General features: G+C 70.8%; 23 protein-coding genes. 14 read left to right on the top strand and 9 right to left on the bottom strand.

The features are described from left to right. The first annotated feature begins 342 nt into the window (after nucleotides 1-342). From ACZ4W5_RS03555 to ACZ4W5_RS03540, 4 genes are all read left to right on the top strand, one after another. Nucleotides 343-1,272 carry an ABC transporter substrate-binding protein gene (locus ACZ4W5_RS03555; RefSeq protein WP_465652520.1) on the top strand — a complete coding sequence of 310 codons (930 nt, stop codon included), beginning with the start codon at nucleotides 343-345 and terminating at the stop codon, nucleotides 1,270-1,272. 37 nt (nucleotides 1,273-1,309) lie between these two features. Beyond that, entirely contained in the window at nucleotides 1,310-2,284 is a 975-nt protein-coding gene (locus ACZ4W5_RS03550) for an amino acid ABC transporter permease (protein WP_360233473.1), read from the top strand. Beyond that, complete coding sequence (locus ACZ4W5_RS03545) at nucleotides 2,281-3,084, top strand: amino acid ABC transporter ATP-binding protein (protein WP_402481278.1); 804 nt, start codon at nucleotides 2,281-2,283, stop codon at nucleotides 3,082-3,084. Before ACZ4W5_RS03550 ends, ACZ4W5_RS03545 begins: the two co-directional genes overlap by 4 nt. 136 nt (nucleotides 3,085-3,220) lie before the next feature. Continuing rightward, entirely contained in the window at nucleotides 3,221-3,808 is a 588-nt protein-coding gene (locus ACZ4W5_RS03540) for a CGNR zinc finger domain-containing protein (RefSeq protein ID WP_402481281.1), read from the top strand. A gap of 8 nt (nucleotides 3,809-3,816) precedes the next feature. On the opposite strand, the gene sodX is transcribed toward ACZ4W5_RS03540, so the two are convergent. Beyond that, nucleotides 3,817-4,260, bottom strand: coding sequence for a nickel-type superoxide dismutase maturation protease (gene sodX, locus ACZ4W5_RS03535; RefSeq protein WP_360233467.1), 444 nt, complete (start codon nucleotides 4,258-4,260; stop codon nucleotides 3,817-3,819). A 213-nt stretch (nucleotides 4,261-4,473) separates the two neighbouring features. Between sodX and sodN the strand changes: the two genes are divergently transcribed. The 7 genes from sodN to ACZ4W5_RS03500 all read left to right on the top strand — a co-directional run bounded on the left by sodN (nucleotide 4,474) and on the right by ACZ4W5_RS03500 (nucleotide 10,357). After that, the gene (sodN, locus tag ACZ4W5_RS03530; RefSeq protein ID WP_045699892.1) at nucleotides 4,474-4,869 is read left to right on the top strand and encodes a superoxide dismutase, Ni; all 396 of its coding nucleotides are present in this window, start codon (nucleotides 4,474-4,476) and stop codon (nucleotides 4,867-4,869) included. A gap of 355 nt (nucleotides 4,870-5,224) precedes the next feature. Next, complete coding sequence (locus tag ACZ4W5_RS03525; protein ID WP_360233464.1) at nucleotides 5,225-6,277, top strand: FecCD family ABC transporter permease; 1,053 nt, start codon at nucleotides 5,225-5,227, stop codon at nucleotides 6,275-6,277. Nucleotides 6,278-6,282: 5 nt separating this feature from the next. Next, entirely contained in the window at nucleotides 6,283-7,083 is an 801-nt protein-coding gene (locus ACZ4W5_RS03520) for an ABC transporter ATP-binding protein (RefSeq protein ID WP_465652606.1), read from the top strand. Nucleotides 7,084-7,131: 48 nt separating this feature from the next. After that, nucleotides 7,132-8,127 carry an ABC transporter substrate-binding protein gene (locus ACZ4W5_RS03515; protein WP_360233458.1) on the top strand — a complete coding sequence of 332 codons (996 nt, stop codon included), beginning with the start codon at nucleotides 7,132-7,134 and terminating at the stop codon, nucleotides 8,125-8,127. Between the two features lie 59 nt (nucleotides 8,128-8,186). Then, a complete protein-coding gene (locus tag ACZ4W5_RS03510; protein WP_360233455.1) occupies nucleotides 8,187-8,663 on the top strand; it encodes a GNAT family N-acetyltransferase in 477 nt (158 codons plus the stop codon). Between the two features lie 136 nt (nucleotides 8,664-8,799). Further along, a complete protein-coding gene (locus ACZ4W5_RS03505) occupies nucleotides 8,800-9,210 on the top strand; it encodes an ATP-binding protein (protein ID WP_360233452.1) in 411 nt (136 codons plus the stop codon). 154 nt (nucleotides 9,211-9,364) lie between these two features. Continuing rightward, a complete protein-coding gene (locus tag ACZ4W5_RS03500) occupies nucleotides 9,365-10,357 on the top strand; it encodes an RNA polymerase sigma factor SigF (RefSeq protein WP_360233449.1) in 993 nt (330 codons plus the stop codon). A gap of 130 nt (nucleotides 10,358-10,487) precedes the next feature. Here the strand turns inward: ACZ4W5_RS03500 and ACZ4W5_RS03495 are convergent, their stop codons facing one another. Next, nucleotides 10,488-10,907: a hypothetical protein gene (locus ACZ4W5_RS03495; protein WP_360233446.1), complete on the bottom strand. Its 420-nt coding sequence runs from the start codon at nucleotides 10,905-10,907 to the stop codon at nucleotides 10,488-10,490. A 50-nt stretch (nucleotides 10,908-10,957) separates the two neighbouring features. Here ACZ4W5_RS03495 and ACZ4W5_RS03490 point away from each other — a divergent pair, with 50 nt between their 5' ends. Beyond that, on the top strand, nucleotides 10,958-11,929 hold the full coding sequence (locus ACZ4W5_RS03490) for a diacylglycerol/lipid kinase family protein (RefSeq protein ID WP_465652515.1): 972 nt from the start codon (nucleotides 10,958-10,960) through the stop codon (nucleotides 11,927-11,929). 370 nt (nucleotides 11,930-12,299) lie between these two features. Beyond that, a complete protein-coding gene (locus ACZ4W5_RS03485; RefSeq protein WP_014138019.1) occupies nucleotides 12,300-12,551 on the top strand; it encodes a WhiB family transcriptional regulator in 252 nt (83 codons plus the stop codon). Nucleotides 12,552-13,052: 501 nt separating this feature from the next. Here the strand turns inward: ACZ4W5_RS03485 and ACZ4W5_RS03480 are convergent. The 7 genes from ACZ4W5_RS03480 to ACZ4W5_RS03450 form a co-directional block, all read right to left on the bottom strand. Next, the gene (locus ACZ4W5_RS03480) at nucleotides 13,053-14,573 is read right to left on the bottom strand and encodes a sensor histidine kinase (protein ID WP_360233440.1); all 1,521 of its coding nucleotides are present in this window, start codon (nucleotides 14,571-14,573) and stop codon (nucleotides 13,053-13,055) included. 651 nt (nucleotides 14,574-15,224) lie between these two features. Then, nucleotides 15,225-16,283, bottom strand: coding sequence for an SIS domain-containing protein (locus ACZ4W5_RS03475; RefSeq protein WP_360233437.1), 1,059 nt, complete (start codon nucleotides 16,281-16,283; stop codon nucleotides 15,225-15,227). 186 nt (nucleotides 16,284-16,469) lie between these two features. Then, nucleotides 16,470-17,783: an extracellular solute-binding protein gene (locus ACZ4W5_RS03470; protein ID WP_465652512.1), complete on the bottom strand. Its 1,314-nt coding sequence runs from the start codon at nucleotides 17,781-17,783 to the stop codon at nucleotides 16,470-16,472. 418 nt (nucleotides 17,784-18,201) lie between these two features. Beyond that, nucleotides 18,202-19,755 carry a glycoside hydrolase family 3 protein gene (locus ACZ4W5_RS03465; protein WP_360233431.1) on the bottom strand — a complete coding sequence of 518 codons (1,554 nt, stop codon included), beginning with the start codon at nucleotides 19,753-19,755 and terminating at the stop codon, nucleotides 18,202-18,204. 6 nt (nucleotides 19,756-19,761) lie between these two features. Then, nucleotides 19,762-20,589, bottom strand: a complete 828-nt coding sequence (locus ACZ4W5_RS03460; RefSeq protein WP_360233428.1) for a carbohydrate ABC transporter permease — start codon at nucleotides 20,587-20,589, stop codon at nucleotides 19,762-19,764. After that, nucleotides 20,586-21,614, bottom strand: coding sequence for a carbohydrate ABC transporter permease (locus ACZ4W5_RS03455; protein ID WP_465652510.1), 1,029 nt, complete (start codon nucleotides 21,612-21,614; stop codon nucleotides 20,586-20,588). The genes ACZ4W5_RS03460 and ACZ4W5_RS03455 overlap by 4 nt, the downstream gene beginning before the upstream one ends. 90 nt (nucleotides 21,615-21,704) lie before the next feature. Continuing rightward, the gene (locus ACZ4W5_RS03450) at nucleotides 21,705-22,988 is read right to left on the bottom strand and encodes an extracellular solute-binding protein (RefSeq protein ID WP_360233422.1); all 1,284 of its coding nucleotides are present in this window, start codon (nucleotides 22,986-22,988) and stop codon (nucleotides 21,705-21,707) included. A gap of 337 nt (nucleotides 22,989-23,325) precedes the next feature. On the opposite strand from ACZ4W5_RS03450, the gene ACZ4W5_RS03445 reads away from it, so the two are divergent. After that, the gene (locus tag ACZ4W5_RS03445; RefSeq protein ID WP_360233419.1) at nucleotides 23,326-24,117 is read left to right on the top strand and encodes a GntR family transcriptional regulator; all 792 of its coding nucleotides are present in this window, start codon (nucleotides 23,326-23,328) and stop codon (nucleotides 24,115-24,117) included. Nucleotides 24,118-24,312: the final 195 nt, after the last annotated feature.

Here is a 24,312-nt window from a genome sequence, read left to right as displayed (position 1 = left end):
CGTCCGAATAGCGGACAGCACGAGCCCTCGTTATCCGATTTTGATCTGGATGAGGGCCCCCTGACCGTCATCAGATGGCAGGATTCCCCCCATCTCGGATCGAGCCGACCACCGGTCGAGGCGGTTCAGGTCGACGTCCACCTCGGCGGAGGGTGGCGGAAGCAGTACCCCGCACCACCCTGGGCGGCCACCTGCGCCCAGGCAACTGCACCACCCGGCAACGCACGTACGAAGACGTACCGCGAGTGACCACCCGTACGGCTCCGTACGGCCAGCTGCCCCGGTGCGCCGCTCCCGCGGCGCGCTCCGCCCGATTTCTCTCCCCAGGAGGAGATCCCCCTCATGACCGTCCGTACCCAGCGCACCCGCCTCTTCGCGGCCGGCGTGGCTGCCGTGTCCGTGTCCCTGGTGCTGAGCGGCTGTAGCAGCAGCAAGAGCAGCGACGGCAGTGGCGCCCCCAACGCCTCCGCGACCGTGAACACGGTCAAGGCCGACGACAAGCTGGCCGCCCTCGTCCCCGCCGACGTCAAGTCGGCCGGGAAGCTCCTGGTCGGCGCGGACGCCTCGTACGCGCCGGACGAGTTCAAGGACGACAGCGGCAAGGTCATCGGCATGGACGTCGACCTCGCCAACGCGATCGCCGCCAAGCTCGGCCTCACCGCCGAGGTCCAGGACTCCGGCTTCACCGCGATCATCCCCGGCATCCAGTCGAACAAGTTCCAGCTCGGCATGTCGTCCTTCACGGACAACAAGGAGCGCGAGCAGGTCGTCGACATGGTGACCTACTTCAACTCGGGCAGCGCCATCGCGGTCAAGAAGGGCAACCCCGGCAAGGTCGACCCGAAGGACCTCTGCGGCAAGAAGGTCGCCGTCCAGACCGGCACCACCCAGGCCGACGAGATCAAGGACACCCGCAACCCGGACTGCGCCAAGGCCGGCAAGCCGGGCATCCAGAACGACGGCGACAAGTTCGACCTCCAGACGGACGTCACCAACGCCGTGGTCTCCGGCCGCGACGACGCGATGATGGCCGACTCCCAGGTCGTCGACTACGCGATCAAGCAGTCCGGCGGGCAGCTGGAGAAGCTCGGCGACACCTACGGCGTGGCCCCCTACGGCGTCGCCCTCGCCAAGGGCTCCAAGCTCACCCCGGCCATCCAGGGCGCCATCCAGTCGCTGATCGACGACGGCACCTACAAGCAGATCCTCACCAAGTGGGGCGTCGAGAGCGGTGCCATCGACAAGTCGACCGTCAACGGCGCCGTCAGCTGACCCCTCGTACGCTTCATCTCTCCCCCGAGGCCACACCGTGAACTCTCTGGACAAGGGGACGGCGCCGAAGGGACGGCCTGAGACCATCAAGGCCGTCCCGGTCCGCCACCCCGGACGCTGGGCGGGCGCCGTCGTCATCGCCCTGCTCGCGGCGATGCTGCTGAGCGCCCTCCTCACCAACCCCGCCTTCAAGTGGGACATCGTCGGGCAGTACCTGTTCCACGACAGCATCATGCACGGGCTGCTCGTGACGCTGGAGCTGACCGCCCTCTCCATGCTCATGGGTGTGGTCGGCGGCATCATCCTCGCGGTGATGCGGCTCTCCCCGAACCCGCTGCTGGCCGGCACCGCCTGGGTCTACATCTGGGTCTTCCGCGGCACCCCGGTCCTGGTGCAGCTGGTGTTCTGGAACTTCCTCGGCCTGATCTGGGCCAAGCTGTCGATCGGCGTCCCGTGGGGTCCGGAGTTCTGGTCCGGCGAGACCAACGTCCTGATCCCGACCTTCGTCGCCGCGCTGCTGGGCCTCGGCCTCAACGAGGCCGCCTACATGGCGGAGATCGTCCGCGGCGGCATCCAGTCGGTCGACGAGGGCCAGACCGAGGCCGCCCACGCGCTCGGGATGAGCCGGTTCCAGACCATGCGGCGGATCGTCCTGCCGCAGGCCATGCGGGTGATCATCCCGCCGACCGGCAACGAGACCATCTCGATGCTCAAGACCACCTCGCTGGTCTCCGTGATCTCCCTGGAGGAGATCTTCCGGGCCGGCCAGGTCATCTACTCCCGGAACTACCAGAACATCCCGCTGCTGATCGTGGTCAGCCTCTGGTACCTGTTCTTCACCTCGGTGCTGACCATCGGTCAGTACTACATCGAGCGCCACTACGCCCGAGGTTCCAACCGAACCCTCCCGCCCACCCCGCTGCAGCGACTGCGGGGCCTGTTCGCCGGGAAGCCCGCCCCGAAGACCACCGCCGACGTCGTCCCGGGGCTCGAGGGAGGTGGTCACGTATGACCGATCTGAGCAAGACCCCCACCGACTCCGCGCCCACCGGCGAGCCGATGGTCCGGGCCGAGAACGTGCACAAGTCCTACGGCCTGGTCGAGGTGCTCAAGGGCATCGACCTGGAGGTCAAGCAGGGCGAGGTGTTCTGCCTGATCGGCCCGTCCGGCTCCGGCAAGTCGACCTTCCTGCGGTGCATCAACCACCTGGAGAAGATCAACGGCGGCCGTCTCTGGGTGGACGGCGAACTGGTCGGCTACCGGCAGAAGGGCGACAAGCTCCACGAGCTCAAGGACCGCGAGGTCGCCCTCAAGCGGCGCGACATCGGCATGGTCTTCCAGCGCTTCAACCTGTTCCCGCACATGACCGCCATGGAGAACGTCATCGAGGCGCCGGTCCAGGTCAAGGGCGAGAGCCGGGCCGAGGCCCGGGAGCGCGCGATGGCCCTGCTGGAGCGGGTCGGCCTGGCCGACAAGGCGAAGAACTACCCCTCGCAGCTGTCCGGCGGCCAGCAGCAGCGCGTGGCGATCGCCCGCGCGCTGGCCATGAAGCCCAAGCTGATGCTCTTCGACGAGCCCACCTCGGCGCTCGACCCGGAGCTGGTCGGCGACGTCCTGGACGTCATGCGCGGCCTGGCCGAGGAGGGCATGACGATGGTGGTCGTGACCCACGAGATGGGCTTCGCCCGTGAGGTCGGCGACGCGCTGGTGTTCATGGACGGCGGTGTGGTGGTCGAGTCCGGCAACCCCCGCGAGGTGCTCACCAACCCCCAGCACGAGCGCACCAGGGCCTTCCTCTCCAAGGTGCTCTGAGCCCGTACGCCCGGCGCCCGGCAGACGACTTCCTGCCGGGCGCCGACGTTTTCCCCGGCCGGGTAATAGGCTGGAAGCGCCCAGCCCGTTACCGCAACGGTCCGGGCCCGTTACCGCAACCACTGGAAGGACCGCCGTGGAGCTCGCCTCGTACGCCGATCTCGCCGTTCGGCTGGTGAACACCGAGGAACCCGAGCGCGGCACCGACACGCTGACCTCGGTGGACGCCGTACGCGCCCTGTTCTCCGACTCCTCCCGCGCCGCCGCGCTGGCCGACGAGTCCGACGTGCCCCGGCTGCGGGCGGTGCGGACCAGGCTGCGCGGGGTGTTCGAGGCCGCCGCCGAGGGGGACGAGATCCGGTCCGTCGACCTGCTGAACAGCCTGCTGATGGAGTACCCCGTCAGCCCGCTGGTCTCCGGGCACGACTACCTGGACGACGCCGGCCGGCCGCGCTGGCACCTGCACCTGGCCGACAACTCGCCCACCGCCACCGCGCACTTCAGCGCCGTCGCCTGCATGGGCCTGGCCGTGCACCTCACCGAGCTGGGCGCCGACCGGCTCGGCATCTGCCAGGCCGCGCCGTGCCGCAACGCCTACCTGGACACCTCGACCAACCGCTCCCGCCGCTACTGCTCCGACCGCTGCGCGACCCGCGCCAACGTCGCCGCGTACCGGGCCCGCAAGCGCCAGGAGGCCGAGGCGGCGCACACCGCCGGGACGTAGCGGCGGCCTCAGGGCTCGTCGACGAAGACCCCGAACCGGCGGGCCAGGCCCGGCACCCGGGCCAGCCGGGGGCCGAGCAGCAGCCGCTCCAGCCCCCGGCCCGGCGCCAGCCAGGCGGGGCTCGGCCGCAGCCGCAGCAGCACCCGGCCGAGCACCAGCTCGTCCGGGACCGGGCCGTAGCTGCGGCTGTCGCTGTCCACCGGACGGTTGTCGGACAGCAGCCACCAGCCCTTCGGACGGCGCTCGGCGGCCCGCTTCACCACCAGCAGGTCCTGCTGGAACGGGTGCCGGAACAGCACCACCGCACCGGGCCGGATCGGCGCGCCGTAGCGGACCAGCAGTTGGTCGCCCTCGCGCAGGGTCGGGACCATCGACGGGCCCGAGACGTCCACCAGCCCGAACGGCACCGCGCCGCCCGGCCCGCCGCCCTGCGGCTCCGTGCTCCGCGCCATGGCTCCTCCTCCGGGGGGACCGACCGCCCCCAGTCTGCCGTACGGACCGTCATCCGTTCGATGTCCGGACGACCCCGGTCACAGGTCCGTTCGATGTCCGGATTACCCCGGTTCCGGGTCCGTCTTTTGCCCTAGGCCCACCGCCCGGCCGCGAAACCCGGAGGCCGGAAGGGTAATCTCGGGCGCGGGAAGACGATCTAAGGAAGGACTCCCATGTTCTCTCGTCTGTTTGCACCGCGTGCCACTGCTCACGCCCACTGCGACCTGCCGTGCGGTGTCTACGACCCGGCCCAGGCCAAGCTGGAGGCCGAGTCGGTCAAGGCCACCCAGGAGAAGTACCAGGCCAACGAGGACCCGCACTTCCGCGCCCGCGCCATCATCATCAAGGAGCAGCGCGCCGAGGCCGTCAAGCACCACATCTCGGTGCTGTGGAGCGACTACTTCAAGGCCCCGCACTTCGAGAAGTACCCGCAGCTGCACCAGCTGATCAACGACACCCTGAAGGCCGCCTCGGCCGCCAAGGCGTCCACCGACCCGGCCACCGGCCAGGCCCTGCTGGACCTGATCGCCGAGGTCGACAAGATCTTCTGGGAGACCAAGCAGGCCTGAGCCTGACGCGTCGCCACCCGGCCGCCCCCGTCCGCACCGTCGGACGGGGGCGGTCGTGCGTTTCCCGGGCCGGTCCGGGTCTCCCAGGCCTGCCACCCCGGGAACGGATCCCGGTAAGGGTTGCCTGCCCTGAGTGGCTGTTATGCTGCCAGGGCGTCCGAGGGGGAAGTCCGGTGCGAATCCGGCGCTGACCCGCAACGGTGAGCGCAGTCCCAGCGACTGTGCCAGCCCGATCGCCCCCGGCCGCTGACCTCCCGACAACTCGCCGTGGACTGCGAGGGGAAGGCGCCCGGGCCCGTCCCCGACCGGCGCCCGCCCCGGCACACCCGTGGCCCGAGGCAAGGCGCGCCCGCACGTGAGTGACCCCGTTCGCCGAATACCGACCCTCCCACTCGCCCTCGGCCTCGCCGCCGCCCTGCTGCTCTCCCTGGTCTGCGGAGTCGCGCTCGGCGCCTCCGGGATCGAACTCCCGGACGTCCTGCGGCTGTTGGGCGCCGGGCTGACCGGCGGACGGCTGGACGCGGGCGACGCGGCGGCGTACGCGATCGTCTGGGAGCTCCGGCTGCCCCGCACCCTGCTGGCCGCCGTGGTCGGCGGCGGGCTGGCCGCCACCGGGGTCGCCGTCCAGGCCCTGGTGCGCAACGCCCTCGCCGACCCCTTCGTGCTCGGCATCTCCTCCGGCGCCGCCGTCGGCGCCAACGCCGTCCTGCTGCTCGGCGCCTTCGCCTCGCTCGGGGTGTGGGCGATCTCGGTCTCCGCGTTCGGCTCCGCGCTGCTCGCCATGGTGCTGGTCTACCTCGCCGCCCGCACCGCGTACGGGCTCACCCCGCTGCGGCTGGTGCTCACCGGCACCGCGCTCTCCTACGGCTTCTCCGCCGTGACCACCCTGATGGTCTTCTCCGCCGACCACGCCGAGGCCGCCCGGGACGCCATGATGTGGCTGCTCGGCAGCCTCGGCGGCGCCACCTGGGGCTCGGTGCCGATCGCGGCCGGCACCGTACTGGCCGGACTGGCCTACCTGGCCTGCGCCGCCGGGCGGTTGGACGCGCTCGCGATGGGCGACGAGACCTCCGCCTCGCTCGGGGTCGACCCGGACCGGCTGCGCCGGGAACTGTTCGTGGTCACCGCCGCCGTCACCGGCACCGTGGTCGCCGTCAGCGGGGCGATCGGCTTCGTCGGCCTGCTGATGCCGCACCTGGCCCGGATGCTGGTCGGCGCCGGGCACCGCCGGGTGCTGGTGATCGCGCCGCTCGCCGGCGCGCTGCTGCTGGTCTGGGTGGACATCGCCTCCCGCACCCTGCTGGCGCCCGCCGAACTGCCCGTCGGGGTGTTCACCGCGGTGCTCGGGGTGCCCGCCTTCCTGCTGATGATGCGCCGCCGCGGCCAGGCCTTCGGAGGCCGGCGATGACGGCGATGACGGCCCCGACCCCTTCGACCGGCGCCGAGGAACTGCGCGTCGACGGCGTCTCGGTGGAACTGGCCGGCGCCCGGCTGGTCCACGAGGTGAGCCTGGCGGCCGCCGCCGGGCAGGTGGTCGGGCTGATCGGCCCGAACGGCAGCGGCAAGTCGACCCTGCTGCGCTGCGTCTACCGGGTGCTGCGCCCGGCCGGCGGGACCGTCCGGCTGGCCGGCGACGACCTGCACGCGCTCACCGCCCGCGACACCGCCCGCCGGGTGGCCGCGCTGACCCAGGAGCACCCCGCCGAGTTCGAGTTCACGGTGGCCGAGGTGGTCGCCATGGGCCGGCTGCCGCACCGGCGCGGACTCGCCGCCGGCCCGACCGCCGGGGACCGGGAACGCTGCGCCGCCGCGCTGCGCCGGGTCCGGGCCGACCACCTCGCCGAACGCGCCTTCCCGAGCCTGTCCGGCGGCGAGAAGCAGCGGGTGCTGATCGCCCGCGCCCTCGTCCAGGAACCGCGCCTGCTGGTGCTGGACGAGCCCACCAACCACCTCGACATCGCACACCAGTTGGAGGTGCTGGCGCTCGCCCGCGAGGCCGGGCCGACGGTGCTCACCGCCCTGCACGACCTCAACCTGGCGGCGGCCCACTGCGACCGGCTGTACGTGCTGGAAGCCGGCCGGATCGTCGCCGCCGGGGAGCCCCACGAGGTGCTCCGCCCCGAGCTGCTGGCCGAGGTGTTCGGCGTCCGGGCCACCCCCGTCCGCCACCCCGCGACCGGCGCCCTCCAGCTGCTGTTCGACCGTCTCGTCTGACCGACCCGTGAATCCCCGAGCCGATCCGTGAATCCCCGAGGAACTCGTATGCGCACCAAGGCCGTTGCCGCCACCGCCCTGCTCACCCTCGGGCTGACCGCCTGCGGCGCCGAGATCGCCCCCGGCCCGGGCGCCACCACCGCCTCCGCCCACTACCCGGTGACCGTGACGAACTGCGGCGAGCGGCTCACCTTCGCGCAGAAGCCCGCCCGGGTGGTGACCAACGACGTCAACATCACCGAACTGATGCTCTCCCTCGGCCTCGCCGACCGGATGGCCGGCTACGTGATGCCCGACGACAAGGGGAAGGTCGACAAGGTGGCCTGGAAGGACGGCTACCAGCAGACCGCCTGGCTCTCCAAGAAGGTGCTCACCAAGGAGATCGCCCTGGACGCCAAGGCCGACCTGGTGTTCGCCGGCTGGCACTACGGCTTCGACGAGGGCAGCGGGGTCACCCCGCAGGCGTTCAAGGCGCTCGGCGTGGACTCCTACGTGCTCAGCGAGTCCTGCCGCAGCGGCAAGGGCTCCGAGCGCGGGGTGATGGACCCGCTGGAGGCGCTCTACACCGACCTGGCCAACCTGGGCGCGATCTTCGACGTCAAGGACCGCGCCGACCGGCTGATCGCCGAGTCCAGGGCCACCATCGCCGCCGTGCCGCAGCCGGAGCGCCGCCCGTCCGTCTTCCTGTACGACAGCGGGCAGGACAAGCCGTACACCGCCGGGAAGTTCGCCGCCGCGGACGAGATCATCGCGAAGGCCGGCGGGACCAACATCATGGGCGACCTCGCGGACACCTGGGTCACCGCCGGCTGGGAGAGCGTGGTGCAGCGCGACCCCGAGGTGATCGTGATCAACGACTACGGGACCCCGGGCGCCGAGGAGAAGCGGCAGTTCCTCAAGTCCTTCCCGCCGCTGGCGAACGTCGCCGCGATCAGGAACGACCGGATCTTCGTCATGGACTACGCCGACCTGGTCGAGAGCCCGCGCAACCCGGCCGCGATCAGCACCCTGGCCGAGTTCCTGCGGACCGTCCCGGCCCGCTGAACCGTCCACCGACCGGTCGGCCCTGGGCCCGGGCGGGGCCCGCGCAGTAGGCTCGCGGCATGATCCGCACCGCCGTAGTCACCGACGTCCCCGTCATCCTGGCCATGATCCGCGAACTCGCGGAGTACGAGAAGGCCCCCCAGGAGGCGGTGGCCACGGAGGAGCAGCTGCGCGAGGCCCTGTTCGGCGCCGCCCCGGCGCTGTTCGGCCTGATCGCGGAGGACCCGGCCACCGGCGAGCCGGTCGGCTTCGCGCTCTGGTTCCTCAACTTCTCGACCTGGCGCGGCACCCACGGGATCTACCTGGAGGACCTCTACGTCCGCCCGGAGGCCCGCGGCGGCGGCCACGGCAAGGCGCTCCTGCTGGAGCTGGCGCGGATCGCCGTCGAGCGCGGCTACGCCCGGGTCGAGTGGTCGGTGCTCGACTGGAACCAGCCCTCGATCGACTTCTACCGCTCGCTCGGCGCGGTGCCGATGGACGGGTGGACGGTCTACCGGCTCACCGACGAGGCACTCACGGCCGCCGGGAAGCGTTGAACCCACGCACGGAGTACGGGCAAAGCCCCTGCCACCCTGCGTCGCAATGCCTTACCATGAGTAACTCCCGCACCGGGTGCGGAGGACGCCCCCTCGGGGGACCAAGCAAGCACAGCGCGTCACCCAGGAGGCAAGGGTGTCCCAGATCGACAGCGATCTCGGAGTTCAGGACTTCGTGGAGGTCCGGCTGCCCGCGGCGGGGGCCTACCTCTCCGTGCTGCGAACAGCGACGGCCGGGCTTGCCGCCCGGCTGGACTTCACCCTCGACGAGATCGAGGACCTGCGGATCGCGGTGGACGAGGCCTGCGCCATCCTGCTCCAGCAGGCGGTGCCCGGCTCCGTCCTGTCCTGCGAGTTCCGGCTGGTCGGCGACTCGCTCAAGGTGACCGTCTCCGCTCCCACCACGGACGGCAAGGCGCCCGAACGCGACACCTTCGCGTGGACGGTGCTCTCCGCGCTGGCCGGCGAGGTGGACTCCTCGGTCGCCGAGGACAACACCGTGACGATCAGCCTGCACAAGAAGCGCGGCGGGTCCGCCGCCCACTGACCGGGCACCGAGCAGCACCCTGCAAGGGCCGTCCGCCGCACCCCGCCCGGGGCCGGCGGGCGGCTCCCGGTACCGCCCCACCGGCGGTACGACCAACGAGACGATGCCGGGGCCGACGGCCCCGGTGCTCCCGGAACGGAACGGGGGAATGGCCGTGAGTGATCTGGACCGTACCGGCCTCGCGACGGCGGGACCTGCCGTACCGACCCAGGCGAGCGTTTCCGGCCTCGCCGCCAACGACGAAGCGCACCCGAAGGACGCCCACCGGATGAGCCACCCGACCGAGCCGACGTCTGAGCCGACGCCTGCCTCCCCTCCCCCGGCGGAACCGGCGGAGGAGGGCGCGGACCTGCACGGCGCCGTGCCCGCCCAGGGCTCGCACCGCACCGGCGCGCCGGACCGGGAGGCCGCCCGCGCGCTGTTCGTCCGGCTGGCCGCGCTGCCCGAGGGCTCCCCGGAGCGCGTGGAGCTGCGCAACCAGCTGGTCCGGATGCACATCCCGCTGGTCGAGCACCTGGCCCGGCGGTTCCGCAACCGGGGTGAGCCGCTGGACGACCTGACCCAGGTCGCCACCATCGGACTGATCAAGTCGGTGGACCGCTTCGACCACGAGCGCGGGGTCGAGTTCTCCACCTACGCGACGCCGACCATCGTCGGCGAGATCAAGCGGCACTTCCGCGACAAGGGGTGGGCGGTGCGCGTCCCGCGCCGCCTCCAGGAGCTGCGGCTGTCGCTCACCACGGCGACCAGCGAGCTCTCCCAGCGGCACGGCCGCTCCCCCACGGTGCACGAACTGGCCGAGCACCTGGGCATCTCCGAGGAGGACGTGCTGGAGGGCCTGGAGTCCGCCAACGCGTACTCCACGCTGTCCCTGGACGTCCCGGACAGCGACGACGAGTCGCCGGCCGTGGCGGACACCCTGGGCGCCACCGACGAGGCGCTGGAGGGGGTCGAGTACCGCGAGTCGCTCAAGCCGCTGCTGGCCCAACTGCCGCCCCGGGAACAGAAGATCCTGGTGCTGCGGTTCTTCCGGAACATGACCCAGTCGCAGATCGCCGCCGAGGTGGGGATCTCCCAGATGCACGTGTCCCGACTGCTGGCCCGGACCTTGGCCCAGCTGCGGGAGAAGCTCCTCGTGGAGGAGTAGCAGGCGCAGGACGAACGGACGGCCGCCGCAGCGGGTGCTGCGGCGGCCGTCCGTTCGCGTTCGGGGCACTGCGGTGCGGGGCACTGCGGCGCGGGTGCGGGGCGGTGCGGGTGCGGGGCGGTGCGGGCGCTCAGCCCTCCTGCTGCTGCGCGTACAGGGCCGCCGTCGACCGCGGGTTCAGCAGCGCGCCGATGCCCACCAGGCCGAGCAGCCCGACCAGCACACCGACCGCGATCATCGCGCCGCCGCTCTGGATCATGTAGTAAGCGACCGGCAGGCAGATCGAGTTGGTCAGCACGGCGGGGCTGCGGCCCCAGCGGCGCTCCTTGAGCAGCGCCCGGGCGGCCAGTATCGGCAGCACCCCGAGCAGCACGATGACCAGGCCGCCGAACTCGTTCAGGGCCAGCTGCTTGGCCTGGCCGGACAGCGCGGAGACCATGTCCGAGACGCCGACGACGGCGAGCGCCGCGCCCTCCAGGGCGGTGATGGCGGCGCCCAGGGTGAGCGGGACCGGACGGGCGGGTGCGGGTGCGGAGGATTCTGCGGTCACTCCAGCAGGGTAGCCGCCGGTCGGTCCGTACCGCCCCGTAGGCTTTCCCCATGCGCGCTCTCCTGGTCGTGAACCACAAGGCCACCACCACCAGTGGCCGGACCAGGGACGTACTGATCCACGCGCTGCGCAGCGACCTCAAGCTGGACGTCGCCGAGACCCAGTACCGGGGGCACGCGCACGACCTGGCCCGGGACGCCGCCCAGGACGGCACCGTCGACCTGGTGGTGGCGCTGGGCGGGGACGGCACCGTCAACGAGGTGGTGAACGGGCTGCTGGCGCACGGCCCGGGCGAGAAGGTCCCGCGACTGGCCGTGGTGCCGGGCGGTTCGACCAATGTCTTCGCCCGCGCGCTGGGCCTGCCCAACGACCCGGTGGAGGCCACCGGCGCCCTGCTGAACGCGCTGGAGCGCGGGCACGAGCGGCCGATCGGACTGGGCAAGGCGATGACCGAGGGGCTGCCGGACCGCTGGTTCACCTTCACCGCCGGCCTCGGCTTCGACGCCGGCGTGGTGGGCCGGGTCGAGGAGCAGCGCAGGGCCGGGCGCAAGTCCACCCACGCCCTGTACGTCGGGCAGGCCCTCCGGCACTACTTCACCCAGCGTGAGCAGCGCCGCTCGGGCCCGGTGGCCTTGGAAATCCCGGGCCACGAGGCCGTTCCGGGCCTGGCGCTGACGATAGTCAGCAACACCTCGCCGTGGACGTTCCTCGGCAACCGACCGGTCTACCCCTCGCCCCTCGCCTCCTTCGACACGGATCTGGACGTCTTCGGCATCACCCGGATGACGGCGTTCGGTACGGCTCGAACGATCCGTCAGATCCTGCGGTCGTACGCGCCTTCGAGCGACGGCGCCCCGGCGGCCGGACCGTCCGGAAAGCACGTCGTCTCCTATCACGACGTCAGACACTTCACCTTGGTTTCCCAGGAACCCGTGCCGTTCCAGGTCGACGGGGACCATCTTGGAGACCGGAGTCGCGTCAGTTTCACAGGCGTTCGGCGGGCACTGCGTGTGATTGTGTGACCGGAAGGGGGGTTCGCCCTTCTTCTCGAACGCACAAGCCCCCTTCACTCCATGGAAGTACTGGCTGTGAGCTAGGCGACACCGAAGAATCAAAAATTCCTCCCCGAAGGGGGTTGTATCCGAGCCCGAGGTTTGCGAACCTCTACATGGCGATCGGGACACATCGCAGCGACGGCACCTCCGGAACCACAGGAGCGCCGACCGCGGAGTGCCCCTCGAATCGCCGAATCCCCTCCCAGCGCAGACCACCCGGGCCCGGTGGGCCTTTGGTCTCTTTTGCTGTTGTGGGATTCGTGAAAGCGTTCACATTCACAAGCCATTCGATTATGCCGATCGGGCCACCCCCCGCGGCAGGAGGAGTTGGACGACCATGGACTGGCGCCACCGCGCTGTCTGCCGCGAAGAGGACCCGGAGCTGTTCTTCCCGATCGGGAACACCGGTCCTGCTCTGCTGCAGATCGAGGAAGCCAAGGCCGTGTGCCGCCGCTGTCCGGTGATGGAGCAGTGCCTCCAGTGGGCCCTCGAGACCGGCCAGGACGCCGGCGTCTGGGGCGGCATGAGCGAGGACGAGCGTCGCGCGATGAAGCGCCGTGCCGCCCGCAACCGCGCCCGCACCGCCTGATCAGCAGCATCCGGTCACACGCCGTAGCACCAGCAGTAACCGTAGTACCGATCAACAACCGATCAACACATGATCAAAGGCTTCCCTGCTCCTCCTGGTGAAGCCTTCCGCACCAAGGGCCTTGCCTCGCGAGGTCCCGCGACACCGAACCGTCCAGCCACTTGATACTGTTCACTTAGAGCAATATCGTGGAGCTGAGGCGCTCACCGTGTGCAACGCACATGCGAGGTGCCGCACCACCCAGAGCCCCCGTTCCGGCCGACTCCCCCCGACGGCCGGAACGGGTTGAGAGGCCCTGTCGACCCACCCCCCCCCGGTCGACAGGGCCTCGTTTCTGTTTCCGCGCGCCTCCGCCGCACCTGCGCCGCGCCCGCGCCCGGTCTCCACTCCGGCTCCGCCACACCTGCGCCCCGCCTCCGCCCCGGCTCCACACGCCGGGCGCGCGGAGCGTGCACCCGGCGCTTCCACCACGCGCACGCCCCCGACGCGCAACCCGACGCATCAGCGCACCGGGATCTCCAGGATCACCTTGGTGCCGCCGTTCGGACCGGCCACCATGTCGAAGGTCCCGCCCAGCTCGCCGGTGGCGAGCGTCCGGACGATCTGCAGACCGAGGTTGCCGGCCGTCTTCGGGTCGAAGCCCTCCGGCATGCCGCGCCCGTCGTCCTGCACGGTGATCAGCAGGTACTCCTCCGGCCGGGCGCCGCCGTTCCAGCTGTCCGACCAGCCCTTGCCGGTCGCCGGGGCCCGCCCGCGCAGCGCGCTGACCTCCAGGTTGCCGGAGGCCGTCGGACCGAAGGCGTGTTCCAGCGCGTTCTGCAGCAGCTCGGTCAGCACCATCGACAGCGGTGTGGCCACCTCGGCGGAGAGGATGCCGAAGCTTCCGCTGCGGCGGGTCGCCACCCGGCCGTCCTGGGACAGCTCCATCGCCATCGCCAGCACCCGGTCGGCGATCTCGTCGAAGGCCACCTGCTCGTCCAGCGCCTGGGAGAGCGTCTCGTGCACGATCGCGATCGAGCCGACCCGGCGCACCGCCTCGTCCAGCGCGGCCCGGGCCGGCTCGGACTCCATCCGGCGGGACTGCAGCCGCAGCAGAGCGGCGACCGTCTGCAGGTTGTTCTTCACCCGGTGGTGGATCTCCCGGATGGTGGCGTCCTTGGTCATCAGCTCGCGGTCACGGCGGCGCAGCTCGGTGACGTCCCGGCAGAGCACCAGGGAGCCGGTCAGCGTCCCCTTGGGCTTGAGCGGGATCGCGCGCAGGGTCACCACTCCCCCCTGCGCCTCCACCTCGGTCTGCCGGGGCGCCCAGCCGCTGGCCAGCTTCACCAGCGCCTCGTGGACGGCCGAGCGGGAGGGCGGGGCGAGGTCGGCGGTGGCGCGGCCGAGGTGGCTGCCGACCAGGTCGGTGGTGAGGCCGAGCCGGTGGTAGGCGGAGAGCGCGTTGGGGCTGGCGTAGGTGACGATGCCGTCCGCGTCCACCCGGATCAGGCCGTCGCCGACCCGGGGGGCGGCGTCCATGTCGGCCTGCTCGACGCCGTGGTACGGGAAGCTGCCGGCCGCGATCATCTGGGCCAGGTCGGAGGCGCTCTGCAGGTAGGTGAGCTCCAGGCGGCTGGGGGTGCGCACGGTCAGCAGGTTGGTGTTGCGGGCGATCACCCCGAGCACCTTGCCCTCGCGCCGGACCGGGATCGACTCGACCCGGACCGGGACCTCCTCGCGCCACTCCGGGTCGCCCTCGCGCACGATCCGCCCCTCGTCGAAGGCGGCGTCCAGCAGGGGGCGGCGCCCGCGCGGGACGAGGTGGCCGACCATGTCGTCCTGGTAGGAGGTCGGCCCGGTGTTGGGCCGCATCTGTGCCACCGAGACGTAGCGGATGCCGTCCCAGGTGGGGATCCACAGCACCAGGTCGGCGAAGGAGAGGTCGGAGAGCAGCTGCCACTCCGAGACCAGCATGTGGAGCCAGTCCACGTCGGCCCCGGTCAGGGTGGTGTGGCGGCGGACGAGTTCGTTCAGCGAGGGCACATGGCGAGCGTAGCGCCGCGGCCCGGTGGGGGGCTCGGCGGACTGTCCGCTGGCGCCGGATGACTGTCCGGAGTTGTTTAGACCAATTCGCCGAGCTGCCTGGACAACCCAGATTGGTCTAGTCCACAATGAAAGGGCACCAAGGAGAGGCCCACCGCGCAACTGCCCTGACCGCGCGCGGCTTCTCCTCGGTCGGACGCCGCCGAACGAGGACCCCGCACAGTCCTCGATCGACACCGGCGCCCGACGACAGCTCCGGGCTGCGGTGCCGCATGGGTTGAGGGTCCCGTGTCGGCGCCGTGGCCCGTAGTGCTTTCCGGACCCGTTTCCGCCGCTCAGCGAACCGGCCCCCGTCCACAGCCTGTGGACGGGGGCCGGTTCCGTCCCCGAACGGCGAGCCCCCGCCCCGAGCCGAAGGGGCGCGCCGGTGCCGAAAGGGAGAAGGGCCAAGCCACCGACGAAGGAGGTGGCGCAGTGCCCGCCGACCGTCGGCACCGGGTCCGAGCGCCCCGGAGGCGAGCGGGCGAGCCCCCGCCCCGAGCCGAAGGGGCGCGCCGGTGCCGAAAGCGAGGAGCGACAAGCGAGGCACGAGCGCCGGAGCGACGACCGTCGGCACCGGGTCAGAGCGCCCCGGAGGCGAGCGGGCGAATATCAGCGCGTCTCGGTGACCTTGGCCAGGGCGCGCGGGGCGTCCGGGTCCTGGCCGCGGGCGATGGTGACCTCGTAGGCGAGCTGCTGGAGCGGCAGGATCTCCAGGATCGGCTGGACCTCCTCGGGCACGCCGGCCGGCAGCGCGAAGCCCGCCGAGGCGGCGTCCACCTGCGCCTGCTGGCCGATCACCACGAGGTCCGCGCCGCGGCCCCGCAGTCGGTCCAGCACCGGCTGGAGAGCCTCGCCGCCCTTGCCGTCCGGGACGATCGCGATCACCGGCGAGACGTTGTCCACCATGGCCAGCGGCCCGTGCAGCAGGTCGGCGCCGGAGAACGGGGTGGCCGGGATGTACGTGGTCTCCATCAGCTTGAGCGCCGCCTCGCGGGCGGTCGGGTAGCCGTAGCCGCGCGAGGTGATGACCAGGCGCTGGGCGAAGCGGTAGCGCTCGGCCAGCGCCTTCACCTCCGCCTGGCGGGCCAGCACCCCGGCGGCCAGGCCCGGCAGCTCCTTGGCCGCCGAGCCGTCCCCGCCGCGCAGGCCCTCGACCAGGAGGTAGAGCGCCAGCAACTCGGCGGTGTAGGTCTTGGTGGCCGGCAGCGCCTTCTCCGGCCCGGCCAGCACGTCGATGTGGAACTCGGACACCTCGGCGAGCGGGGAGTCGGGGTTGTTGGTGACGGCGAGGGTGATCGCCCCGGCCTCGCGGGCGGCCTTGGTGGAGGCGACCAGGTCCGGCGAGCCGCCGGACTGGCTGACGGTGATCACCAGGACGTCGGTGAGGTCGGGCCGGGCCCCGTACGCCGTGGTGGTGGACATCGAGGTCAGGCCGGCCGGCTTGCCGAGCAGGATCTCGATCAGGTACTTGGCGTAGAGCGCGGCGTTGTCGGAGGTGCCGCGCGCGGTCAGCAGGACGAAGCGCGGACTGCGGGCGGCGATCCCGGCCGCGATCTCGCGGATCTTCGGGGCTCCCTCGTCGAGGATGCGCTGGAGGACGGCCGGCTGCTCGGCCATCTCCGCCGCCATGATCCGGCCGGGGACGGAAACAGTCTGCGGGTCGGACATCTGGATTGCCTCCGATGAGATGGGTCGACCCCGCCCGGGCGGGCTGCCCGACGGGGACCTCTACGGCGGCGAGTCCGCACACTCGCTGCGATTCCTGCTGGGCAATCCTACGAGTGGGCCCCCGCCGCGGCACCCCCGAACCGGAGGCTGGACGGGGGCGGGCGGGGGCGGCGGGCGGACCGGGTGTCAGGACGGGTTGTTGATCAGCTGGTCGATCGCCGCGTCGGCGTCCTTGGTGGCCTGGTCGACGGACTTGCCCTTGAGGATCGCGGTCAGCATGTCGGGGATGATCTTCTGCTTCTCGACCGCGCCCCAGCCGGGGGCGAGCGGGGTGAACCAGGCGTCCGGGACGGCGTTGGCCGCGGCGGCGGTGTTGGGCTTGTTCTTCAACGGGTTCAGCTGGTTGAGGTTGTTCGGCAGGATGTCCTTGTCGGCCAGCGCCTGTTCGGACTTGGTACTGGTGAACATCCGGATCCAGTCGGCGGCCGGCGCCGCCTGCTGGGACTTGGCGGTGACGGCGAGGTCGGAGCCGCCGATGAAGGTGGGCAGCGGCTTGCCGTCCGGGCCGGGCATGGTGGCGACCTTGACGCTGTCCTTGAGGCCCGAGTCGCCGGTGACCGGCGCGATCACGCTGGCGGCCTCGAAGCCGTTGCCGTAGAAGGACGCGGCGTGCCCGCGCGCCATCGCCTCGAACTGGTTCTGCTCGTTCTGCGTCAGGTCGCCCTTGTTGTACTTGCGGACGAGGTCCACGAAGTGGCTGATGCCCTGCTGGGACTTGGCGTCGTGCAGGGTGCCGTGCCAGTTGCCGGAGCTGTCGAACTTGGCGATGCTGCCGCCGTACGCGGCCACGTAGCTCATCGCGGCGTACCAGTACGGCCCGGGCAGGTAGAGCGGGGAGAAGGTGCGGTCCGATCTGCTCCTGTCCGCGATCTTGTCCAGGGCGGTCATCAGCTCGCCCTCGGTCTTGGGGAACTCCCCGCTGCCGGTGGCCTGTTGGAAGACGGTGGAGTTGTAGACCGCGACCCGGGCGCCCGCGTAGTAGGGCACGCACCACAGCTTGTCCTGGTAGGTGCAGGTGTTGGCGAGCGCCTTGATCCAGCTGTCGGAGTTGTCGAAGGTGGTGCGGTCCACCGGGGCCAGCGCGCCGGAGAGCACGTACTTCATCGTCTCGGTGTTGCCGAGTTCGACCACGTCGGGGGCGTTGCCGTCGGCGATCGCCTTGTCGAGCTTGCCGACCTTGTCGGCCCAGCCCTGGTAGACCAGCTTGAGGGCGACCTTGGGGTACTTCGCCGCGAACTCGTCGTTGACCCGCTGGACCAGGTCCGGCCAGTTCTTCTGGGCGTCGTCCATCAGCCAGACGGTGACGGTGCCGGCGGCGGCCTTCGGATCCGCGGCGGAGCTCCGGCCGTCGCCCGAGGGTGATCCGGTCGAGGAACAGGCTGTCAGTGCGACGGCCAGCGCCACGATCCCGAGCGTCGAAACGAGCTGACGCTTCTTCACGCCATCCTCCGAGGGTTGTCCAAGAACGGTGGTGCCCGCCGACAGCGTGATTGGCGCCCGCGGCGGAGAGTCCTGGCGGGGGCGGCGAAGAGCTTCGAGGAGGGCGCGATACCACAACCGGTGAGTTCGATTTCGAACCGGTTGCATGGACTCTGGCCTAGACCAACTGTGGTGTCAACGGCCAACAGGCCTTGTTACCAAGGCTGTTGCCGACCCGTTGTACCGCGTGGCGATCAGTCGTCGGGTCATCACCCTCAGTGGGACTTAAGGTGGATTTAAGGCTGTCTTGAGGGAGCACGGTCATTCGGCGGACGCCCGGGTCGACACCGGGGAAACGCGACGGGCCCGCCATGCGACATGCGCATGACGGGCCCGTCGGCGGACGCCCCCGGCTGCGGCCGGCGGCGTCCGTACGGTCTCAGCCGACCGCTCCCGGCTGCCCGGTGAGCACCTCCACGGCCGCCAGCCCGCAGACCCGGGCGGCGCCGTGGGTGGCGATGTACAGCGCGCCGACCGGCTCGGACTGGGGCAGCCCCATCTCCACCACCGCGGCGTCCGGCCGGGCCGCCACCAGACGGGCCAGCGCGGCGGCCATCCAGGCATGCCGGTGGGCGTCCCGGACCACCAGCACCAGGCGGCGGCCCTGCGCCCCCGCCACCAGCTCGGCGACCAGGGCCTCCAGCAGCTCCGGCGCGGCCTCGGCCGCGGACACCGCACGGGTGCGGGTGCCCGGGAAGCGGTCGGCCAGCATGCCGGCCACGCCCCACGGGGTCACGTCGCCGACCGCGATGTTCGGCTCGTCCGAGAACGAGGCCACGTACGGGCGCTCGCTCACCGGCAGCACCTCGCGGCCCGGCGCCCGGACCACCTTGAGCGCCCGGCGCGCGGCCCGCAGGCCCACCGCGAGGTCCGGCTCGGCCTGCTCACCCTGGGCCGCGATCCGGCCCCAGCTGCCCAGCGCCCGGACCCGGTCGGCGGCGTCCGCCAGCCGCTCCTCGGTGAGCCGGCCGGAGCGCACGCCCGCCACGATGGCGTCGCGCAGCATCAGCACGGTCTCCTCGTCGGCCAGCCCGCCGCCGACGCAGATCGCGTCCGCGCCGGCCGCCAGCGCCAGCACGGTGCCCTCGCCCATCCCGAAGGTGTCGGCGATGGCGCCCATCTCGATCGCGTCGCTGACGATCAGGCCCTGGTAGCCGAGGCCGCCGTCGGCCGGGGCGGCGCGCAGCAGGTCGCGCAGCACGGTCGGGCTCAAGGTCGCGGGCAGCTTCGGGTCCAGCGCCGGGACCATGATGTGGGCGGTCATCACGGCCTTGGTGCCGGCCGCGATCGCGGCCTGGAACGGGATCAGGTCGCGGGTGCGCAGCACGTCCAGGTCGACGTCGATCACCGGCAGGCCGTGGTGCGAGTCCACCGCGGTGTCGCCGTGGCCGGGGAAGTGCTTGGAGCAGGCGGCCACACCGGCCGACTGCAGGCCCTCCACCCAGGCGGCGGTGTGCCGGGCGCACAGCTCGGGGTCGGCGCCGAAGGAGCGCACGCCGATGACCGGGTTGCGCGGGTTGGAGTTGACGTCCGCGGTGGGCGCCCAGTTGTAGTTGACGCCGGCCGCGGCCAGCGCCCGGCCCAGCTCGCGGGCGACGTCCCTGGTCAGCGCCGGGTCGTCGATCGCGCCGAGGGCGAGGTTGCCCGGCCAGGACGAGCCGGAGCCGGCCTCCAGGCGGGTGACGTCGCCGCTCTCCTCGTCGATCGCGATCAGGAGGTCGGGGTTCTCCGCGCGCAGCGCGCCGGTGAGGGCGGACAGCTGGTCGAGGTCGACCACGTTGCGGTCGAACAGCGCGACCGAGCCGAGCCCGGCGGCCAGGTGGCGGCGCAGCCAGGCGGGCGGCTCGGTGCCGACGAAGCCGGGCTGGAGGACGGTCAGGGCGTCCCGGTGGAGCTGGTCGCTGTCCGGGGCGGTGGGTACGAGGATGCTCACGGTGGCTCAGCCCTTCACGGCGCCGTCGGTCAGACCACCGACCGCCTTGCGCTGGAGGAAGACGAACAGGATCAGCACGGGGACGGCGAACATCGTGGAGGCCGCCATGGTGGCGCCCCAGTCGTTGCCGAAGGCCGTCTTGAAGGAGGTCAGCCAGAGCGGGAGGGTCTTGCCCTGCTCCTTGTTCAGCCACAGGACGAGCGGGAACTCGTTCCAGGCCGTGATGAAGCCGAACAGCGAGGTCGACATCAGGCCCGGGGCCAGCAGCGGGAAGATCACCTTCACGAAGGCCTGGGTGCGGGTGCAGCCGTCCACCATGGCCGACTCCTCCAGCTCCTTCGGCACCGCGGCGATGAAGCCGCGCAGCGTCCAGATGGTGAAGGGCAGGATCATCATCATGTAGAAGAACGTCAACGGCAGCAGGCTGTTCAGCATGTCGTTGTCGCGGGTGATCATGTAGGCGCCGACGGTCATGACCTCCCAGGGCGCCATCTGGGCCAGCATGATGACCAGCACGAAGCTCTTGCGGCCGCGGAACTTCATCCGGGCGACGGCGAAGGACGCCAGGGTCGCGATCACCAGCGAGATCAGCACCGCGCCGACGGTGACGGTGATGCTGTTGGTGACGTACGTCCAGAAGTTCGGCGCGTCCACCGCGGTGGTGAAGTGCTCGAAGGTCGCGTCGAGGGGCAGGAAGACCGGCGTCTTGCTGATGATGTCGCGGTTCTGCTTGAACGCGGTCGCGATCATCCAGTAGACGGGGAAGATGAAGAAGACGACGAGGACGACCGCGATCACGTTCGGCCAGGTACGTCCGAAGAGAGAGCGCCTCACAGCTCGTCCTCCTGCTTGATCACGATGCGGAAGTAGTAGGCCATCAGGACGCCCAGCATCAGGATGGTGAGCACCGCGATCGCGGCGCCGACGCCGTAGTGCTGGCTGCCCTGGCCCTCCAGGAAGGCGTGCACGGGCAGGGTCCGGGTGAGCTTCTCGGGGCCGCCGCCGTTGATCGCGTAGATCTGGGTGAAGGACTTGAACACCCAGATGACCTCCAGGAAGGTCGTGGCCAGGAAGAAGGGCTTCAGGTTCGGGAAGATCACCGAGCTGAAGATCTTCGAGGAGCCGGCGCCGTCCATCCGGGCGGCCTCGTAGAGCTCCTTGGAGATGGTGGTCAGGCCGGCGTACATGTTGAACGCCACGAAGGGGATGGACTGCCAGACGATCAGCAGGATGACGACGAAGAAGGTCGAGTACTCGTCGCTCATCCAGTTGTAGTTCGCCATCGAGTGCCAACCGAGCTTGTCCAGGCCCCAGTTGACGACGCCCCACTGCTCGTCGAACAGCCAGGTGTAGACGGTGGTGGCGGCGACCACGGGCATCGCCCAGGCCATCAGCAGGGCGATCGACAGCGCCAGGCGCATCTTCTTGCCGAGGTGGTTGAGCAGCAGGCCGACCAGGGTGCCGCCGACCATGATCAGCACCACGTTGACCAGGGTGAAGACGACGGTGCGACCGGTGACCGACCAGAACTCCGGGTCGCTCAGCTGGTCCTTGTAGTTGTCGAAGCCGGTCCACTCGGTCAGGTGCATCACCAGCTGGCGCCGGTTGAGGTTCTGGAACGACAGCAGGAAGGTCTTCAGCAGCGGCCAGCCGAGCAGGACGATGGTCGCCACGATGGCCGGCAGCAGCAACAGGTACGGCGCGGAGCGGGCGCCGAGACCGGGGCCGCTCGCGGGTCTGGTGCCCTTCGGCGCGGTGCCCCTGGCTCCGCCGCCGGCGGCACTGGTGTCAATCTCGGCCACCACAGCCTCCCCTGACTCCGGGGACTGCGTCCGCACCCGGTCCGAATGCACAGCCATCGTTCTCACTTCCTCACAGCCCGGCCACGACGGACGGGCGCCGCCCACCGGCCCCCCGCCGGGGGCCGGTGAGCGACGCCGCTCGATGCACTAGTTCTTCTGGTTGAGCCGCTTGGCGATCTCGTCGTCGTACTTCTTCGCGGTGGACGCGTAGTCGGCGCCCTGGAGGACCGCGGTCAGGAAGTCCTTGATCGGGTTCGGGGTGTTCTCGACGCTGGCCCAGTTCGGGGTGTTCGGGGTGATCCCGCCGACCGCGGTGGCGGCCTGGGCGGCCTTCGCGAAGTCACCGGTGAGCTGGCTGTTCAGCGCCGGCTTGTTCGGGATGTTGCCGGCCGCGGCGACCATGCCCTCGTTCTTGTCGTTGAGGGCGATCTTCAGGAAGTCCTTCGCCATGGCGGTGTTCTTGCTCTGCGCGGAGATCGCGAGGTTCGAGCCGCCGATGAAGACGCCGGAGGGCTTGTCGGCGGTCTTGCCCGGGATCGGGAAGAAGCCGATCTTGTCCTTCGGCATCTCCTTCTCCAGCGGGAGCTCCCAGCCGAGGGCGATCATGGTGCCGACGTTGCCCTTGGCGAAGACGTCCTTCTGCTGCGGGGTGGCCTCGTCCTTGTCCTTCGGACCGGTGAGCGAGTGGCTCTGCAGCGTCTTGTAGGTCTCGAAGGCGCGCTGCGCCTCGGGCGACTCCAGGCCGCCGACCCACTTGCCGCCCTCCTGCTTGGCGATCTTGCCGCCCTCGCCGGTGAGCAGACCGAAGTAGGTGTACCACTCCTGGCCCGGCAGGTAGATCGGGTCGACGACGCCCGGGGTGGCCTTGAGCTTGTCCAGGTCGGCGTAGAACTCGTCCAGGGTCTTCGGCGCGTCGGTCAGGCCGGCGGCCTTCCAGAGGTCCTTGTTGTAGGCGACCACGCGGTTGGAGACCCACCACGGGGCGGCGTACTGCTTGCCGTCCAGCATCGCGGCCTCGTTCTGGTTGGCGGCCCAAGCGTCGCCACCCAGCGCGGACTTGTCCTTGGTGATGTCGAGCAGACCGCCGGTGGCGGCGTAGCCGGAGGTCTGGGTGTTGCCCAGCTCCAGGACGTCGACCGAGCCCTCGGACAGGGCGGCGGTGATCTTCGGGCCGATGTCGGTCCACTCCTGGGCCTGGAAGTCGACCTTGGAGCCCGGGTAGGTGCTCTCGAACTCGGCCTTGACCGAGTCGGTCCAGCCCTTGGGGGCGGAGCCGGTCATGGTCCACACCTTGAGCGTCTTGCCCTTGTACCGGTCGGCCGACGTGGAGGACGAGGAACCGCCGTCGTCCTTCTTGCCGTCCGAGCCACAGGCCGCGAGACCGACGACCATTGCTGCGACGCCGACCGCCGCGATGAGCTGACGCTTCACGCCATCCTCCTGAGGGATGCCTGGGTTACCCCCGTCGGGCGGCTGCGGCAGACCCACGCAAAGCGGGAGGAAAGGTGCCGCGGACCCCTTCGAGCGGGTGGGGGGATTCATCGTTACCGGCCTAGTGGTGTAGACCAGATGCCTGGAGCTTGGCCTAGACCAATGGGCCTGTCAACGGCTGTTCGACCGATCTCGACCACCCGTTATCAAGCCGACACCGCACATCGTTCATCGCGTGATGAGGTATTCGTTCCGTAGCCATACATGCAACGATGTGGTCCGTTAACGATGTGGCGGGGCGGTAGAAGGCCCCGCGAGAAGCGGGAGAACAGGTCCGATGAGCAGCGACGGGGGATCCACCGCCCAGGCCGACGACCCCGAGGTGAAGAACCTCCCGACGCAGACCGGCGCAGATCCGACCGCGCGCGTCCCCAAGTACTACGGCCTCAAGCGCCACCTCCTCCAGCTCACCGAGACCCAGCCCGCGGGCACCCCGGTCCCGCCCGAGCGCGCGCTGGCCGCCCAGTTCGACACCTCGCGCACCACCGTGCGCCAGGCCCTCCAGGAACTCGTCGTCGAGGGCCGACTGGAGCGCATCCAGGGCAAGGGCACCTTCGTGGCCAAGCCCAAGGTCGCCCAGGCGCTGCAACTCACCTCCTACACGGAGGACATGCGCGCCCAGGGCCTGGAGCCCACCTCCCGGCTGATCGAGATCGGCTACATCACCGCCGACGACCGGCTCGCCCCGCTGCTCGACATCAAGCCCGGCGGCCGGGTGCTGCGGATCGAACGGCTGCGCCTGGCCAACGGCGACCCGATGGCCATCGAGGTCGCCCACCTCTCCGCCAAGCGCTTCCCCGCCCTGCGGCGCAACCTGGCCAAGCACAACTCGCTGTACGCGGCGCTGCGCGAGGTCTACGGGGTCACCGTGGCCGAGGCCGAGGAGACCATCGAGACCACCCTCGCCAACCCGCGGGAGGCCGGCCTGCTCGGCTCCGACCTGGGCCTGCCGATGCTCCAGCTCTCCCGGCACTCCTTCGACGCGGACGGCGACCCGGTCGAGTGGGTGCGCTCCATCTACCGCGGCGACCGCTACAAGTTCATCACCCGGCTCCAGCGGCCGGAGTAGCGGTCCGGGGCGGCCGTCCGAGGCAGCCCCGGACCGAGGCAGCCGTCCGGGGCACGAGCCCCGGGTGGGCCCCTCCCCTCTCACCACGGGCACCGGCGTGCGCGACCCGCGCGCCGGTGCCCGTTCGCGTCCGGATGGCGGGAAGTTGCGTCATATCGGGTGACATGGATCACCCCATGCTCTAGATTGCGCAGC

The sequence above is a fragment of the Kitasatospora sp. NPDC029367 genome, from assembly GCF_055569135.1.
Note: the sequence above shows the minus strand (reverse complement) of the source record. Positions and strands in the feature narration are given on the sequence as shown.